Raw genomic sequence first — 17,714 nt, 5'->3', positions numbered from 1 at the left:
ACATTATAAAATGTCAGTATTAGGATGCCCTCCATGGCTTTAGTTTGTTGAAATGTCAATAGATTTATACGTAGCAGAGTATAGTATTTATCTCTATTACGTATAATATAACCATTTTGGGCAAATCTACAAGTGATGAAGATCTTCCGGTAAGAGGATTCTGCAGATACGTCGCTCTTTTTTCGAATGCATTCGAGTAAGGGCTTTTCTGTATTTGTAAGATCGAATCTTCTGTATGTGTCTTATTATAAGGTCACAAACAGAGGTTCGCAATGTATTTTTAAAGTGAGTAGACATGAGGGGTGAGTTTAAGTTGGCAGGACATCTTGTTCAATATGGTCGACGCACTCGGCGCAGTTATGCACGTATTAATGAGGTACTCGAGGTTCCCAACCTGATTGAGATCCAACAAAAATCATATGATTGGTTTTTGGAGGAAGGATTACGGGAAATGTTTCGGGATATTTCTCCAATTCAAGATTTCACAGGAAATCTGATTTTGGAGTTTATCGATTACTCTCTCGGAGAACCCAAATATACCGTTGACGACGCAAAAGAACGCGACGTTACGTATGCGGCACCGCTTCGGGTAAAAGTCCGGCTTATTAATAAGGAAACCGGGGAAGTAAAAGAGCAGGAAGTATTCATGGGAGACTTCCCGCTGATGACTGAAACGGGTACGTTTATTATTAACGGTGCGGAACGGGTTATTGTCAGCCAGTTGGTTCGCTCTCCCAGCGTCTATTTCAGCACAAAAGTCGACAAGAATGCGAAAACAACATACACCGCAACGGTAATTCCTAACCGGGGGGCTTGGCTCGAACTGGAGATGGATGCGAAGGATATTATCTATGTCCGGATTGACCGTACCCGTAAAATTCCGGTTACGGTGTTGCTGCGTGCACTTGGCTTTGGCACTGATGCTGAGATTCTGGATTTGCTCGGCAATGACGAATATATCCGCAACACACTTGATAAAGACAACACGGATTCCACGGAGAAAGCGCTGATTGAAATTTATGAGCGTCTTCGTCCGGGTGAGCCACCTACATTGGATAATGCAAAGAGCTTGCTTGTTGCACGCTTCTTTGATCCAAAACGTTATGATCTGGCCAACGTAGGCCGTTACAAAATCAATAAAAAGCTTCACATCAAAAACCGTCTGTTCAATCAACGCCTAGCTGAGACACTGATTGATACAACAACTGGTGAAATTATCGCTGAAGCAGGGCAAATGGTAGACCGCCGCTTGTTGGACGAGATTTTGGCACAACTAGAAGAGTCGGTTGGACACCGTACGTATCATGTTGCTAGTGGCGTATTGGAAAGCAATGATATTCCGCTTCAAACGATCGATGTATTCTCGCCAATCGAAGACGGTAAAGTAGTAAAACTGATTGCCAATGGAAATATCGATAAATCGGTTAAGAACATTACGCCTGCCGATATTATTTCCTCCATCAGTTATTTTATTAACTTGCTTCACGGAATCGGAAGTACGGACGACATTGACCATTTGGGTAACCGTCGTTTGCGTTCTGTAGGTGAGTTGCTCCAAAATCAGTTCCGTATTGGTCTGTCCCGTATGGAACGCGTGGTACGCGAAAGAATGTCAATTCAGGATGCTAATGTAATTACGCCACAAGCGCTGATTAACATACGTCCGGTCATTGCGTCGATTAAAGAGTTCTTTGGTAGCTCTCAGCTGTCTCAGTTCATGGATCAGACAAACCCGCTTGCTGAACTAACACACAAACGTCGTTTGTCTGCACTCGGACCCGGCGGTTTGACGCGCGAACGCGCGGGCATGGAAGTACGTGACGTCCATCCGAGTCACTACGGCCGTATGTGTCCTATCGAGACACCAGAGGGACCAAACATTGGTTTGATCAACTCTTTGTCAACTTTTGCACGTATCAACGAATACGGATTTATCGAAGCTCCTTATCGCTGGGTAGATCCGAAGACTGGAAAAGTTACAGATCAGATTGATTACCTGACTGCTGATGAAGAAGATAACTACATCGTTGCTCAGGCAAATGCGGAATTGACGGAAGAAAACACCTTTAAGGATGAAGTCGTTATTGTTCGCTATAACAAGCAGTCTGATAACATTATTCCAATGGCAAGTAGCCGTGTCGATTACATGGACGTATCACCTAAACAGGTTGTATCGGTCGCAACTGCTCTGATCCCGTTCCTGGAGAATGATGACTCGAACCGTGCATTGATGGGTTCCAACATGCAGCGGCAGGCTGTCCCATTGCTGATTCCGAAAGCGCCTTTGGTAGGAACAGGGATGGAACATAAGTCTGCAAAAGATTCCGGTGTGTGCGTTGTGTCCAAGTACAACGGGGTGATTGAACGTTCTTCGGCTAACGAAATTTGGCTGCGTCGTATTGAAACAGTAGATGGCGCTGAAGTCAAAGGCGATATTGTTAAGTATAAATTACACAAATTTATGCGTTCTAACCAAGGAACATGCATCAACCAGCGTCCAATCGTAAACAGAGGCGATATTGTCAAAGTTGGCGATATTCTTGCTGACGGTCCTTCCACCGAGATGGGTGAGTTGGCACTGGGACGTAACGTTGTCGTAGCGTTCATGACTTGGGAAGGTTACAACTACGAGGATGCGATCTTGCTGAGCGAGAAGCTGGTTAAAGAGGATGTATATACCTCGATCCATATCGAGGAATACGAATCTGAAGCCCGTGATACGAAACTTGGACCAGAAGAAATCACTCGTGATATTCCGAATGTCGGTGAAGAAGCGCTTCGCAATCTAGATGAGCGCGGCATCATTCGCATCGGTGCTGAAATCGCCGCAGGTGACATTCTTGTTGGTAAAGTAACACCTAAGGGTGTAACTGAGTTGACAGCTGAAGAACGTCTCTTGCATGCAATCTTCGGTGAGAAGGCGCGCGAGGTTCGTGATACTTCCTTGAGAGTTCCTCACGGAACCGACGGAATCGTCGTAGATGTTAAAGTATTTACACGTGAAAATGGCGATGAGCTGCCACCGGGTGTAAACCAGTTGGTACGCGTCTATATTGCTCAAAAACGTAAAATTTCCGAAGGCGATAAAATGGCCGGACGTCACGGTAACAAGGGTGTCGTTGCCCGTATTCTGCCTGAAGAAGATATGCCGTTCTTGCCAGATGGCACGCCAGTACAAGTCGTACTGAATCCGCTGGGCGTACCTTCACGGATGAACATCGGACAGGTGCTTGAAGTGCATTTGGGTATGGCTGCAATGCGTCTTGGTATTCATGTGGCAACTCCAGTATTCGATGGTGCCAAGGAGTATGACGTATTTGATACGATGGAAGAAGCGGGTATGCAACGCAATGGTAAGACAGTGTTGTATGATGGGCGTACAGGTGATCGTTTTGAACGTGAAGTTACGGTCGGTGTCATGCACATGATCAAACTGGCGCACATGGTCGACGATAAGATCCATGCTCGTTCTACAGGCCCTTACTCTCTCGTTACGCAGCAACCGTTGGGTGGTAAAGCTCAATTCGGTGGTCAGCGCTTCGGGGAGATGGAAGTATGGGCACTGGAAGCCTACGGTGCGGCGTATACGCTTCAGGAAATTTTGACTGTGAAATCCGATGACGTGGTTGGACGTGTTAAAACTTACGAATCCATCGTCAAAGGTGAAAATGTCCCAGAACCGGGTGTTCCTGAATCATTCAAGGTCTTGATCAAAGAGCTGCAAAGCTTGGGTATGGACGTGAAGATTCTGTCTGAAGACGAACAAGAGATCGAAATGAGAGAGCTTGATGATGAGGATGATACAACTGGCGATAAGCTGAGTTTGAATCTGGAAGGCTCTGAGGTTGGCGTAGAGTAGTTTGACTGCTGACTGACTCATATCAGCTTTGTTATATGCCTTAATCCATTTTGAATGGATCGGGCCTCTTGATACCGCCCGGTGCTGCCGGGCGGTATCAAACCTAAAAACTCAGGATTTGGTTAAGGAGGGTTGCTCCTTGTTGGACGTTAACAATTTCGAATATATGAAAATCGGGCTTGCTTCCCCCGAAAAGATTCGTTCTTGGTCCCGCGGAGAAGTCAAAAAACCGGAGACGATTAACTATCGTACGCTTAAACCGGAAAAAGAAGGACTATTTTGCGAGAAGATTTTCGGACCTACGAAAGACTGGGAATGTCATTGTGGTAAGTACAAACGTGTACGGTATAAAGGTGTTGTCTGCGACCGTTGTGGAGTAGAAGTTACTCGCGCTAAGGTTCGCCGTGAACGTATGGGCCACATTGAGTTGGCTGCTCCTGTATCGCACATTTGGTACTTCAAAGGCATTCCGAGTCGTATGGGTCTTGCTCTTGATATGTCTCCAAGATCTTTGGAAGAGATCATTTACTTCGCATCTTATGTTGTAACCGATCCAGGAGATACGCCTTTGGAGAAAAAGCAACTCCTGTCCGAGAAAGAATATCGCAGCTACCGTGAGAAATATGGCTACGGATTCCAGGCGGGAATGGGTGCTGAAGCGGTTAAAAAGCTTCTTCAAGACTTGGATATAGACAAAGAATTGGAATTTTTGAAAGAAGAGCTGCGTACAGCTCAGGGACAACGTCGAAACCGTGCGATCAAACGCCTTGAAGTTATTGAGGCATTCCGTAATTCCGGTAACCAACCGGATTGGATGATCATGGACGTACTGCCTGTTATACCTCCTGAGCTTCGTCCGATGGTACAGCTGGATGGTGGACGTTTTGCTACTTCTGACCTTAATGATCTGTATCGTCGTGTTATTAACCGTAATAACCGTCTGAAACGCCTGTTAGATCTGGGTGCGCCAGATATTATCGTGCAAAATGAAAAACGGATGCTGCAGGAAGCTGTTGACGCTCTGATTGATAATGGTCGTCGTGGTCGTCCTGTTACAGGTCCGGGTAATCGTCCTTTGAAATCCCTCAGCCACATGCTGAAAGGTAAACAAGGACGTTTCCGTCAAAACTTGCTCGGGAAACGTGTTGACTATTCCGGTCGTTCCGTTATCGTAGTAGGTCCGTACTTGAAGATGTACCAATGTGGTCTACCGAAAGAAATGGCGCTAGAGCTGTTCAAGCCTTTTGTAATGAAAGAGCTTGTGAACAAAGGTTTGGCACACAACATCAAGAGCGCGAAACGTAAGGTGGAGCGCGTGAGTGCTGAAGTATGGGACGTACTTGAAGAAGTAATCAAGGAACATCCAGTTCTTCTAAACCGTGCCCCTACGCTGCATAGACTGGGGATTCAAGCGTTTGAACCAATCTTGGTTGAAGGCCGTGCGATTCGTTTGCATCCGCTCGTATGTACGGCATATAATGCCGATTTTGACGGTGACCAAATGGCGGTTCACGTTCCGTTGTCTGCGGAGGCTCAAGCTGAAGCTCGTTTGCTCATGCTGGCATCCGGCAACATTTTGAATCCAAAAGACGGCAAGCCTGTTGTTACTCCTTCCCAGGATATGGTCCTTGGCTCATTCTATTTGACTATGGATAACAAGGAAGAAGAAGGAAGTAACATGATCCTTCGCAACCCGAATGAGGCGATCTCAGCTTATCAGCGTGGAACTGCGGGGCTTCATGCCCGTGTAGCTATTCCGGTTAAGGCGTTGAATAAAACGAGCTTTACAGAGAAGCAACAGGATGCAATGTTGATTACAACTGTGGGTAAAATTATCTTTAATGAGATATTCCCAGCAAGCTTCCCGTATATCAATGATGCTACTCGCGCTAACCTGCTTTATGGTACTGCTGAAGAGTTCTTTGTTTATGAGAAGGGTGTAAATCTTACTGAAGCCATTCAGAACGCTCCACAAGCTAGTGGAGTGGGTAAGGATTACCTTGGTAATATCATCGCCCGTTGCTTTGAGATTTACCACACAACAGAAACGGCTGTGATTTTGGATAAGATCAAACAGCTTGGCTTTACTTATTCCACTCGTGCAGGTGTAACGGTTGCTGTGGCAGACGTAGTTGTACCTCAAGAGAAACAGGATATTCTTAAAGCGTCTGACGATAAAGCACAAGTCGTAACGAATCAGTATCGTCGTGGTCTGATTACGAACGAGGAGCGCTATGACCGGATTATCGATATTTGGTCCAAGGCTAAAGATGATATCACAGACATTTTGATGAAATCCATGGATCGCTACAACTCCATCATGATGATGGTTGACTCCAAAGCGCGTGGTAACAAATCACAGATTACTCAGCTCGGCGGTATGCGCGGACTGATGGCGAATCCATCGGGTCGTATTATCGAGCTCCCAATCAAATCGAATTTCCGTGAAGGTCTGACAGTACTCGAGTACTTCATCTCCACACACGGAGCGCGTAAAGGTTTGGCGGATACAGCGTTACGTACAGCTGACTCTGGTTACCTGACTCGTCGTCTCGTTGACGTGGCACAAGATGTTATCGTGCGCGAAGATGACTGCGGAACGGATAAAGGCTTTACAGTAAGCCGCATCCAGGACGGTAAAGAAGTAATTGAGGACCTGTACGATCGTTTGGAAGGTCGTTATTGCTTCGAAACCGTACGTCATCCTGAGACTGGTGAGATTTTGGCTAGACGCAACGAACTGATTGACTCCAACAAAGCTGAAGCGATTGTTAAAGCTGGTGTAGAAAAAGTCCAAATTCGTTCCGTGCTAAGTTGCCGTGCCAAACATGGCGTTTGCAAAAAATGCTACGGTCGTAATCTGGCTACTGGCAAACACGTTGAGATTGGTGAAGCGGTTGGTATTATCGCGGCTCAATCCATCGGTGAACCAGGGACACAGCTCACCATGCGTACGTTCCACACAGGTGGTGTAGCGGGCGATGATATCACGCAAGGTTTGCCTCGTATTCAGGAGCTTTTTGAAGCACGTAATCCTAAAGGTCAGGCAACCATCAGTGAAATTGACGGTGTAGTTAAAGAGGTTCGCGAAGGGAAAGACCGTCGCGAAATCGACATTCAGGGTGAAGCTGAAACAAAAACCTATTCGGTTACTTATGGTTCACGTCTGCGCGTAAGCGAAGGCATGACTGTTGAAGCCGGGGACGAACTGACGGATGGTTCGATTGACCCTAAAGAAATGCTGCGTATTAAAGGTATTCGCGGGGTACAGAACTATATCCTCCAGGAAGTTCAACGTGTATATCGGAACCAGGGTGTAGAAATCAACGACAAGCACGTAGAAGTTATGATTCGCCAAATGTTGCGTAAGATCCGTATCATTGATGCGGGTGACACGACACTTCTTCCAGGTTCATTTGTTGATGTGCATGAGTATGAGAATGCAAACAAGATAGCTATTCTCAGTGGCCAAGAGCCAGCAGTAGCCAAACCAGTTCTTCTTGGTATCACCAAGGCGTCCTTGGAAACTGACTCCTTCTTGTCAGCGGCTTCCTTCCAGGAAACTACTCGTGTCTTGACAGACGCAGCTATCAAAGGAAAAGTCGATCAGTTGCTTGGTCTGAAAGAAAATGTAATTATTGGTAAATTGATCCCTGCGGGAACAGGTATGAACCGTTATCGTAGCGTGAAATTTGCCCAGCCTGAAGAGGGGCAGTCCTCATCTGAGGAGCTTGAACCCATTTCAGCTGAGTAACATAAAAATAGTATAATGAGCCCGGAACACCGTAGATATAAGCTTTGGGTAAAAGCTACAGCAACGGTGCTCCGGCGCTTCTTATGAAAAAGTAACGTACTACTTTGTTTGAATAGATTATAGTTGATAATTGTCTTGACATTGTTCATAGTCAATGCTAATATAGCAAAGGTGCGTGAGCAGCCTATATGCTATTGGGTCTTTTCGGAGGAATGAGATATGTCTAAAGAACAGGGACTACAAGATGCTCATGTCAAAATCGGTACCAAACAAACCATTCGTATGGTAGAATTGGGCTTCGCCTCAGAAGTATATGTGGCAGAAGATGCAGATCAGCGTCTCACTTCCAACATCATTGATTTGTGCGATAAGCAAGGAGTCAAAGTGACTCTCGTAGACACAATGAAAAATCTCGGAGCTGCATGCGGGATTGAAGTAGGGGCCGCGATGGTTGCTATCGTAAAACAATAGGGTAAGGAACGTTTTTGTCTAGGGAATCGTTATTCTTGGCGGCAAAGACTTTTCATTTGTTCTTTTATGAACCGCCTGGGTCTGTGGGCTTAGATAAGGTTTGTAAAGTAACAGCAAAAATTGAGGAAGGGGGTGGCAACCAACATGCCAACTATTAACCAACTGGTTCGTAAAGGACGTCAAGCCAAAATCGAGAAATCGAAATCACCAGCTTTGCAAAAAGGTTTTAATGCCTTGAAACGTGAAGCTACTGACATCAGTGCCCCACAAAAACGTGGAGTATGCACTCGTGTAGGTACTATGACTCCGAAAAAACCAAACTCCGCACTTCGTAAATATGCTCGTGTTCGCTTGACGAACCGTGTAGAGGTGACTGCTTACATTCCAGGTATTGGACATAACCTTCAAGAACACAGCGTAGTGCTGATTCGTGGCGGTCGTGTAAAAGACCTTCCGGGTGTGCGTTATCACATCGTTCGCGGTGCTTTGGATACTGCAGGCGTAAATAACCGCATGCAAGCTCGTTCCAAATACGGCGCAAAACGCCCTAAAGCTAAAAAATCCTAATGAATATAAACCGCGTATGCAGGTTTAACATGTAAGAAAGGGGGATATCCATGCCACGCAAAGGTCCAGTTACCAAAAGAGACGTGTTGCCAGATCCGGTATACAACAGCAAGTTGGTTACTCGCTTGATCAACCGCATCATGCTCGACGGAAAAAGAGGCGTTGCTCAAAGCATTCTGTATAATGCGTTCAAGCTTATCCAAGAACGTACGGGGAATGACCCGATGGAAGTTTTTGAAGCAGCTATCAAGAATATCATGCCAGTCCTGGAAGTTAAAGCACGCCGTGTCGGCGGTGCCAACTACCAAGTACCAATCGAGGTAAAACCAGAAAGACGTACGTCCCTGGGATTACGTTGGCTCGTAAACTACTCCCGCAACCGCGGCGAGAAAACTATGGAAGAACGTTTGGCGGCTGAGATTATCGATGCTTCCAACAACACAGGCGCTTCCGTGAAAAAACGTGAAGACACGCACAAAATGGCTGAAGCGAACAAAGCGTTTGCTCACTATCGTTGGTAGGATTCAGCTTAAAAAAATAACTTCAATTTTGAAGGGAGACCCATTTCATGGCAAGAGAGTTCTCCTTGAAAAATACACGTAATATCGGGATCATGGCTCATATTGACGCGGGTAAAACCACAACAACAGAGCGGATCTTGTTCTACACAGGCCGTACGCACAAAATCGGTGAAGTTCACGAAGGTGCTGCAACAATGGACTGGATGGAGCAAGAACAAGAGCGCGGAATCACGATTACTTCCGCTGCGACGACCGCTGCCTGGAAAGGTCACCGCGTCAATATCATCGACACCCCGGGGCACGTTGACTTCACTGTTGAAGTTGAACGTTCCCTTCGTGTATTGGACGGAGCAGTTGGTGTTTTCAGTGCGAAAGAAGGCGTTGAGCCTCAGTCTGAAACTGTATGGAGACAGGCTGATCGCTATGGCGTTCCACGTATCGCATATGTAAACAAAATGGATATTATTGGTGCCGACTTCTTGAACGTTGTAGCTGATATGCGTGATCGCCTTCAAGCGAACGCAGTTGCGATTCAACTTCCAATCGGTGCAGAAAATGACTTTTTAGGTATCATTGATATCGTTGGACAAAAGGCATATATGTACAAAGATGACCTTGGTCAAAATATCGAAGAAACCGAAATTCCTGCGGAATACAAAGACAAAGTCGAAGAACTCCGCAACGAATTGATTGAGAAGGTTGCTGAACTGGACGAAGATTTGACTATGAAATACCTTGAAGGTGAAGAGATCACGGTTGAAGAAATTAAAGCCGCTCTCCGCAAAGGTGTTGTAGAAGTTAAGATCTTCCCAGTTATCTGTGGATCTTCTTACCGTAACAAAGGTGTTCAGTTAATGCTGGATGCTGTTGTTGATTACCTGCCAGCTCCTATTGATGTACCGAGTATTCAAGGTCATCTGGAAGATGGTACAGAAGTTGAACGTCATTCTTCTGATGAAGAGCCTTTCTCCGCATTGGCCTTCAAAATTATGACGGACCCTTACGTTGGTAAGTTGACATTCTTCCGCGTATACTCCGGTGTGCTTCAATCCGGTTCCTACGTATTGAATGCAACAAAGGGCAAACGTGAACGTATCGGACGTATTCTTCAAATGCATGCGAACAGCCGTCAAGAAATCACTGAAGTATACTCCGGTGACATTGCGGCAGCCGTAGGTTTGAAAGATACAGGTACAGGTGATACACTGTGTGATGAGAAGAATCCAGTTATTCTCGAGTCCATGAATTTCCCTGATCCGGTTATCGAAATCGCGGTTGAGCCTAAAACCAAAGCTGACCAAGACAAAATGGCAGTTGCACTCGGTAAGTTGACCGAAGAAGATCCAACTCTTCGCGCTTCTACTAACGAAGAAACTGGCCAAACTATCTTGGCGGGTATGGGTGAGCTTCACTTGGACATTATCATTGACCGCATGCGTCGTGAGTTCAAAGTGGAAACTAATGTAGGTAAACCACAAGTAGCATACCGTGAAACATTCCGTGCTCCAGCACGTGTTGAAGGTAAGTTTGTTCGTCAATCCGGTGGTCGTGGTCAATATGGTCACGTATGGGTTGAGTTCGAACCACTTGAAGCAGGTACAGGTAGCCAGTTTGAAAGCAAGGTTGTCGGTGGTTCTGTTCCAAGAGAATACATCGGACCTGCACTTGCTGGTATTGAAGAGCAAATGAAAAACGGTGTCCTGGCTGGCTTCCCGCTGGTGGACGTTAAAGCTACAATCGTGGATGGATCATACCATGATGTCGATTCCAATGAAATGGCATTTAAAATTGCCGGCTCAATGGCGCTGAAAGCAGCGAAAGACAAATGTAAACCTGTATTGCTTGAGCCGATTATGAAAGTTGAAGTAACGGTTCCAGAGGAATACATGGGAGACGTAATGGGTATGTTGAACTCCCGTCGTGGTCGGATTGAAGGTATGGATTCCCGTGGTGGTGCCCAAATCATTCGTGCAATGGTTCCATTGTCCGAAATGTTTGGATATTCCACTACACTTCGTTCCGGTACACAAGGACGCGGTGTGTTCTCCATGGAGCTTCATCACTATGAAGAAGTTCCGAAGAGCATCGCTGAAGAGATCGTTGCTAAAACCAAAGGCGGCGAGTAATACAATGTATTAGCTGATCGGATACTCTCGTTTTAGAAGTTTCCGACAGCCTAAAATAAAACATGTTATTGAGGAGGAATTGTTCAAATGGCAAAGGCTAAGTTTGAACGTAACAAACCGCACGTTAATATCGGTACAATTGGTCACGTCGATCATGGTAAAACAACTTTGACTGCTGCAATCACAACTGTACTTTCCAAAACTTACGGTGGTGCTGCTGTAGCATTCGATCAAATCGATAAAGCTCCAGAAGAGCGCGAACGCGGTATCACAATCTCCACTGCACACGTGGAATATGAAACACCTAACCGTCACTATGCACACGTTGACTGCCCAGGTCACGCTGACTATGTTAAAAACATGATCACTGGTGCTGCTCAAATGGACGGAGCGATTCTGGTTGTATCCGCAGCTGACGGCCCTATGCCACAAACTCGCGAACACATCCTCTTGTCCCGTCAAGTAGGTGTTCCATACATCGTAGTATTCCTGAACAAATGCGACATGGTTGAAGACGAAGAGTTGCTGGAATTGGTTGAAATGGAAGTTCGCGACTTGCTGAGCGAGTATGACTTCCCAGGCGACGACACTCCAATCACTCGCGGTTCCGCTCGTGAAGCACTGCAAAACCCAGATGGCGATTGGGCTAAGAAAATCGTTGAAATGTTCGAAACAATCGACACTTACATCCCAACTCCAGAACGCGACACTGACAAGCCTTTCCTTATGCCTGTCGAGGACGTATTCTCCATCACTGGTCGTGGTACAGTTGCTACAGGCCGTGTAGAGCGTGGTACAGTTAAAGTGGGCGACGAAATCGAAATCATCGGTATTCAAGAAGAATCCCGTAAATCCGTAGTAACAGGCGTAGAAATGTTCCGTAAATTGCTTGATTCCGCTCAAGCTGGTGACAACATCGGCGCACTGCTTCGCGGTGTAGATCGTGCACAAATTGAGCGTGGTCAAGTATTGGCTAAGCCAGGTTCTGTTAACCCACATACAGAATTCTCTGCTCAAATCTACGTTTTGACTAAAGAAGAAGGTGGACGTCACAAACCTTTCTTCACTGGTTACCGTCCACAGTTCTACTTCCGTACAACTGACGTAACTGGTATCATCACTTTGCCAGAGGGTTCCGAAATGGTAATGCCTGGTGATAACATTACAGTTACTGTTCAACTGATCAGCCCAATCGCGATTGAAGAAGGAACTAAGTTCTCCATTCGTGAAGGTGGCCGCACAGTTGGTGCAGGCGCTGTAGCAACAATCTCTAAATAATAAGGCTACGAACCTTGAATATAGCAACATTGTACTGGAACGAGTAACATCGTATTGGAACGAAGTAAAACGAGCCCCTGCCATGGTGCGGGGGCTTTTCTCTTGAAGAAGAACAGCGAGCTGCGAGCACAATTGTTATCTTTGAAAATAAGATATATTGTTTTTTCGTTTTTGCTTGCAATAGGCAGAACTATTCGATATAATAACTAATGTTGTTTGTGACTGTGCGATGATGTGAGAGGTTACTGACACACCCGGCCCCTTTGCCATGGGAGGGCTGTTAGAAAATTTTCACGGAGTATGTCCGATACCAAATTGGGCGATAGAAGGAGGGACTAAAATGGCAAAGCAAAAAATTCGTATTCGTTTGAAAGCTTACGATCACAGAATTCTTGATCAATCCGCTGAGAAAATTGTTGAAACAGCTAAACGTTCGGGTGCAGGTGTTTCCGGACCAATTCCGCTGCCAACTGAAAAACAAATCATTACTATTCTCCGTGCGGTACACAAGTACAAGGATTCTCGGGAACAATTCGAAATGCGCACACACAAGCGTTTGATCGATATTGTTAATCCGACTCCACAAACTGTGGATGCCTTGATGCGCTTGGACCTGCCGTCCGGTGTAGATATCGAAATTAAATTGTAATATGTAATTAGGAAAAGAAAAGAGGTGTCAACATGAAAGGTATCTTAGGAAAAAAACTCGGAATGACTCAAGTGTTTACCCCTGAAGGTAACGTACTTGCTGTTACGGTTATCGAAGCTGGTCCTTGTGTTGTTCTGCAAAAGAAAGATCTGGAAAACGATGGATACGAAGCTATCCAACTCGGATTCTCTGATAAAAAAGAAAAAAGATCCAATAAACCTGAAGCAGGACATGCTAAAAAAGCAAATACTGCGCCTAAGCGCTACGTTCGTGAACTTCGTGGCATCGACCTTGCTGCGTACGAGGTTGGCCAAGAACTGAAGGCTGATGTCTTCACAGAAGGCGAATTCGTTGACGTAACAGGTATTTCTAAAGGTAAAGGTTTTGCCGGCGTTATCAAACGTTGGGGACAAAGCCGCGGACCAATGGCACACGGCTCGCGTTATCACAGAGGTCCAGGTTCTATGGGTTCCATTCAAGCTAACCGCGTTCCTAAAGGTAAACACCTGCCAGGACACATGGGGCATGAAACGGTAACGATCCAACGCCTTGAAGTTGTTAAGATCGATACAGAACGTAATGTATTGCTCGTGAAAGGATCCATTCCAGGACCTAAAAACAGCTTCGTTAAAGTATTAGAAACGGTGAAAAAATAATTAACTGAAGAAAGGAGGAACACAAAATGCCAAAAGTAGCACTATTTAATATTAGCGGCAGCCAAGTTGGCGAAATTGAATTAAACGATGCAGTATTCGGTATTGAACCGAATAAACACGTTCTTCATGACGCTGTTGTTATGCAATTGGCTTCCCTGCGTCAAGGTACTCACAAAGTAAAAGGACGTTCTGAAGTACGTGGCGGCGGACGTAAACCTTGGAAACAAAAAGGTACTGGTCGCGCTCGTCAAGGTTCGATTCGTGCACCACAATGGGTTGGTGGCGGTACTGTATTCGGTCCGACTCCACGCAGCTATGCTTACAAATTGCCTAAAAAAGTTCGTCGTCTGGCGATCAAATCGGCATTGTCATCCAAAGTGATTGAGAATGAAATCATCGTATTGGACGCTCTTACACTGAACGGACCTAAAACGAAAGAATTCGCAGCCATTTTGAATAACCTTAAAGCTGATCGTAAAGCATTGATTGTAGCTCCTAGCTATGATGATAATGTAGCACTGTCCGCTCGTAATATTCCTGGTGTGAAGTTTGTAGCCGCAGACGGCATTAATGTTCTTGATGTGCTTGGACACGACAAACTGATCATTACGAAGGAAGCAGTTCAGAAGGTAGAGGAGGTGCTCGCGTAATGAAGGATCCTCGTGATATTATCAAACGTCCGATTATCACCGAACGTACGGCTGGTATGATGAATGACTTGAAATATGTTTTCGAAGTTGACATTCGTTCCAATAAAGTCGAAGTTAAGAAAGCAATCGAAGCGATTTTTAACGTGAAAGTAAGTAATGTTAATACACTTCGTGTGCCTGCGAAACCAAAACGCTACGGACGTCATTCCGGCTATACGAGCGAGTGGAAAAAAGCGTTCGTAACGCTGAGCAAAGACAGTAAGCCGCTTGAGTTTTTTGAAACAGTATAATTGAATCTGTAAAGTAAGGAGGGAAACTCAGTGCCAATTAAAAAGTATAAACCGACGTCCCCGGCCAGACGTGCAATGTCTGTATCTACTTTCGAGGAGATCACAACAAATCAGCCCGAGAAATCGTTGCTAGCACCTCTGAGCAAGCAAGCTGGACGTAATAACCAAGGTAAAATTACAGTTCGTCATCATGGCGGCGGACACAAACGTAAATATCGTATTATTGACTTCAAACGTAACAAAGATGGAATACCGGGCCGCGTTGCTACGATCGAATATGATCCAAACCGTACGTCCAACATCGCACTTATCCACTATGTGGATGGTGAAAAACGTTACATCATCGCTCCTAAAGGTCTGAAAGTAGGAGATGTAGTGGTATCCGGTCCGGACTCCGATATTAAAATCGGTAACTCCTTGCCGTTGGAAAACATTCCAGTAGGTACGGTTATCCACAATATCGAATTGAAACCGGGTAAAGGTGGCCAACTCGTTCGTGCTGCTGGTACGGAAGCCCAACTTCTTGGTAAAGAAGAGAAGTATGTTACAATTCGTTTGACCTCTGGTGAAGTACGTCGCATTCTGAAAGTTTGCCGTGCTACAATCGGTTCTGTAGGTAACGAAGACCACGAGCTTGTTAAGATCGGTAAAGCTGGTCGTAGTCGTTGGTTGGGACAACGTCCTGAAGTTCGCGGTGTTGTTATGAACCCTAACGATCACCCACACGGTGGTGGTGAAGGTCGCGCTCCAATCGGACGTAAATCTCCAATGTCTCCATGGGGCAAACCAACCCTTGGTTACAAAACACGTAAAAAAGGTAAAGCATCTGATAAGTACATCGTTCGTCGTCGTACTAAGTAATAAAACGTGCGCTTAAGTCGCACGTTAACATATTAAAGAACGATTACGTTTTAACGAAGGGAGGATTCACAAATGGGTCGCAGTCTCAAAAAAGGACCATTTATTGATGGTTACCTGTTGAAAAAAGTAGAGGTTTTGAACGAGTCTGACAAAAAAGTCGTGATCAAAACTTGGTCCCGTCGCTCTACGATTTTCCCGCAATTTATCGGACACACGTTTGGTGTATATGATGGTCGTAAACACGTACCTGTATACGTAACGGAAGATATGGTTGGACACAAATTGGGCGAATTCGCTCCAACGCGTACGTACAAAGGCCATACAGATGACGATAAGAAAACAAGAAGATAATCAACACAGCGTAGTGTTTGAGAGGAGGTAACTCAATGGAAGCAAAAGCACATGCTAAGTCCGTGCGGATTTCCGCTCGCAAAGTGAAACTTGTTATCGATTTGATTCGTGGCAAGCAGGTAGGTGAGGCGATTGCAATTCTTCGTCACACTCCGAAATCCGCTTCTCCAGTCGTTGAGAAATTGTTGAATTCTGCGATCGCGAATGCAGATCACAACTACTCTATGGACGTAAATAAATTGGTAGTGTCTGAGGTTTTTGTAAACCAAGGCCCTACAATGAAACGATTCCGCCCGCGTGCAATGGGTCGTGCAAGCCGCATCAACAAACGCACCAGTCATATTACTCTGGTGGTATCTGAAAAATAAGGAGGGAAAACGTGTGGGCCAAAAGGTAAATCCCGTCGGACTCCGAATCGGTATTATCCGTGATTGGGAATCCAAATGGTATGCAGGCAAAGATTTCGGTGATCTTTTGCTGGAAGACGTTAAGATTCGTGAGCATCTGAAAAAAAGATTGAAAGACTCCGCTGTATCCCGTGTTGAAATCGAGAGAGCAGCTAACCGTGTCAACGTAACGATTCACACTGCGAAACCAGGTATGGTTATCGGTAAGGGTGGTTCCGAAGTTGAAAATCTGCGTAATGAAATCACTAAAATCGCAGGCGGTAAAAAGGTACACATCAATATCTCTGAAATTAAAAATCCTGAACTGGATGCAATTCTCGTTGCTGAAAGCATTGCACAACAATTGGAACGTCGTGTTTCTTTCCGTCGTGCGTTGAAACAAGCAATCCAAAGAACTATGCGTTCCGGTGCAAAAGGAATTAAAACTCAAGTAGGCGGACGTCTTGGCGGTGCCGAAATCGCTCGTTCCGAAGGGTACAGCGAAGGAACTGTTCCACTGCATACGCTTCGTGCTGACATCGACTACGGTACAGCAGAGGCTCATACTACTTATGGCCGTCTTGGCGTAAAAGTGTGGATCTATCGTGGAGAGGTTCTTCCTCCAGCTAAGAAACAAGCTCCTCAGGAAGGAGGCAACTAATCATGTTGGTACCTAAACGCGTAAAACATCGTAAACAACAACGTGGTCACATGAAGGGTCGTGCAAAAGGCGGTACTACACTGAATTTTGGTGAGTACGGTTTGCAAGCTACTGAACCAGCATGGATCACTAACCGTCAAATCGAAGCTGCTCGTATTGCGATGACTCGTTACATCAAACGTGGTGGTAAGGTTTGGATTAAAATTTTCCCTGACAAACCAATTACTCAAAAGCCTCTTGAGGTTCGTATGGGTAGTGGTAAAGGTAACGTAGAAAAATGGGTTGCAGTAGTGAAACCAGGTAAGATCATGTTTGAACTTGCTGGTGTACCGGAAGAGATTGCTCGTGAAGCAATGCGTCTTGCCGCTCACAAACTGCCAATCAAAACTAAGTTTGTGAAACGTGAAGAATTGGGTGGTGAAGCAAATGAAGGCTAGTGAATTCCGCAATCTTACCACTGCTGAAATCGAACAAAAGATCTCCGGTTTTAAAGAAGAACTTTTCAACCTTCGTTTTCAACTCGCTACCGGTCAGCTTGATAACCCGACTCGGATCGGCGCTGTGCGTAAGGAAATTGCTCGTGCTAAAACTGTGATCCGTGAAAGAGAACTTGGGATTAGCTAAGATATTAGAC

The 17,714-nt window shown here is 45.4% G+C and carries 17 protein-coding genes; all 17 read left to right on the top strand.

The window, feature by feature from the left end; genetic code table 11:
* Positions 1-313: 313 nt before the first annotated feature.
* The 17 genes from rpoB (at position 314) to rpmC (ending at position 17,704) form a co-directional block, all read left to right on the top strand.
* Positions 314-3,859, top strand: a complete 3,546-nt coding sequence (gene rpoB, locus FKV70_RS24860) for a DNA-directed RNA polymerase subunit beta (RefSeq protein ID WP_007432590.1) — start codon at positions 314-316, stop codon at positions 3,857-3,859.
* 139 nt (positions 3,860-3,998) lie between these two features.
* On the top strand, positions 3,999-7,613 hold the full coding sequence (rpoC, locus tag FKV70_RS24855; RefSeq protein WP_063211167.1) for a DNA-directed RNA polymerase subunit beta': 3,615 nt from the start codon (positions 3,999-4,001) through the stop codon (positions 7,611-7,613).
* A 219-nt stretch (positions 7,614-7,832) separates the two neighbouring features.
* Positions 7,833-8,084, top strand: a complete 252-nt coding sequence (locus FKV70_RS24850; protein WP_064795934.1) for a ribosomal L7Ae/L30e/S12e/Gadd45 family protein — start codon at positions 7,833-7,835, stop codon at positions 8,082-8,084.
* Positions 8,085-8,228: 144 nt separating this feature from the next.
* Positions 8,229-8,651 carry a 30S ribosomal protein S12 gene (gene rpsL / locus FKV70_RS24845; protein ID WP_007432587.1) on the top strand — a complete coding sequence of 141 codons (423 nt, stop codon included), beginning with the start codon at positions 8,229-8,231 and terminating at the stop codon, positions 8,649-8,651.
* A gap of 50 nt (positions 8,652-8,701) precedes the next feature.
* Positions 8,702-9,172 (top strand): 30S ribosomal protein S7, encoded by a 471-nt coding sequence (gene rpsG / locus FKV70_RS24840; RefSeq protein WP_007432586.1) that lies wholly within the window; start codon positions 8,702-8,704, stop codon positions 9,170-9,172.
* Positions 9,173-9,219: 47 nt separating this feature from the next.
* The gene (fusA, locus tag FKV70_RS24835; protein WP_016324746.1) at positions 9,220-11,298 is read left to right on the top strand and encodes an elongation factor G; all 2,079 of its coding nucleotides are present in this window, start codon (positions 9,220-9,222) and stop codon (positions 11,296-11,298) included.
* An 87-nt stretch (positions 11,299-11,385) separates the two neighbouring features.
* The gene (gene tuf / locus FKV70_RS24830) at positions 11,386-12,576 is read left to right on the top strand and encodes an elongation factor Tu (RefSeq protein ID WP_013373267.1); all 1,191 of its coding nucleotides are present in this window, start codon (positions 11,386-11,388) and stop codon (positions 12,574-12,576) included.
* Between the two features lie 340 nt (positions 12,577-12,916).
* Entirely contained in the window at positions 12,917-13,225 is a 309-nt protein-coding gene (gene rpsJ, locus FKV70_RS24825; protein ID WP_005544556.1) for a 30S ribosomal protein S10, read from the top strand.
* Between the two features lie 32 nt (positions 13,226-13,257).
* Positions 13,258-13,881 (top strand): 50S ribosomal protein L3, encoded by a 624-nt coding sequence (rplC, locus tag FKV70_RS24820; RefSeq protein WP_013312161.1) that lies wholly within the window; start codon positions 13,258-13,260, stop codon positions 13,879-13,881.
* Between the two features lie 26 nt (positions 13,882-13,907).
* Positions 13,908-14,531, top strand: coding sequence for a 50S ribosomal protein L4 (gene rplD, locus FKV70_RS24815; RefSeq protein ID WP_013312160.1), 624 nt, complete (start codon positions 13,908-13,910; stop codon positions 14,529-14,531).
* A complete protein-coding gene (gene rplW / locus FKV70_RS24810; RefSeq protein ID WP_013373266.1) occupies positions 14,531-14,821 on the top strand; it encodes a 50S ribosomal protein L23 in 291 nt (96 codons plus the stop codon). Before rplD ends, rplW begins: the two co-directional genes overlap by 1 nt.
* Positions 14,822-14,851: 30 nt before the next feature.
* On the top strand, positions 14,852-15,682 hold the full coding sequence (rplB, locus tag FKV70_RS24805) for a 50S ribosomal protein L2 (RefSeq protein ID WP_016818651.1): 831 nt from the start codon (positions 14,852-14,854) through the stop codon (positions 15,680-15,682).
* A gap of 72 nt (positions 15,683-15,754) precedes the next feature.
* Positions 15,755-16,033, top strand: coding sequence for a 30S ribosomal protein S19 (rpsS, locus tag FKV70_RS24800; RefSeq protein WP_007432579.1), 279 nt, complete (start codon positions 15,755-15,757; stop codon positions 16,031-16,033).
* A gap of 35 nt (positions 16,034-16,068) precedes the next feature.
* Positions 16,069-16,401 carry a 50S ribosomal protein L22 gene (gene rplV / locus FKV70_RS24795; protein ID WP_007432578.1) on the top strand — a complete coding sequence of 111 codons (333 nt, stop codon included), beginning with the start codon at positions 16,069-16,071 and terminating at the stop codon, positions 16,399-16,401.
* Positions 16,402-16,414: 13 nt separating this feature from the next.
* Positions 16,415-17,080: a 30S ribosomal protein S3 gene (rpsC, locus tag FKV70_RS24790; protein WP_007432577.1), complete on the top strand. Its 666-nt coding sequence runs from the start codon at positions 16,415-16,417 to the stop codon at positions 17,078-17,080.
* A 2-nt stretch (positions 17,081-17,082) separates the two neighbouring features.
* Positions 17,083-17,517, top strand: a complete 435-nt coding sequence (gene rplP / locus FKV70_RS24785; protein ID WP_007432576.1) for a 50S ribosomal protein L16 — start codon at positions 17,083-17,085, stop codon at positions 17,515-17,517.
* Positions 17,507-17,704 carry a 50S ribosomal protein L29 gene (rpmC, locus tag FKV70_RS24780; protein WP_007432575.1) on the top strand — a complete coding sequence of 66 codons (198 nt, stop codon included), beginning with the start codon at positions 17,507-17,509 and terminating at the stop codon, positions 17,702-17,704. Before rplP ends, rpmC begins: the two co-directional genes overlap by 11 nt.
* The last annotated feature ends 10 nt before the right edge of the window (positions 17,705-17,714 follow it).

Origin of the sequence: Paenibacillus ottowii (assembly GCF_006874425.1) — a bacterium.
Taxonomy (GTDB): Bacteria; Bacillota; Bacilli; order Paenibacillales; family Paenibacillaceae; genus Paenibacillus; species Paenibacillus ottowii.
This window is presented reverse-complemented; position numbering and strand designations above follow the sequence as displayed.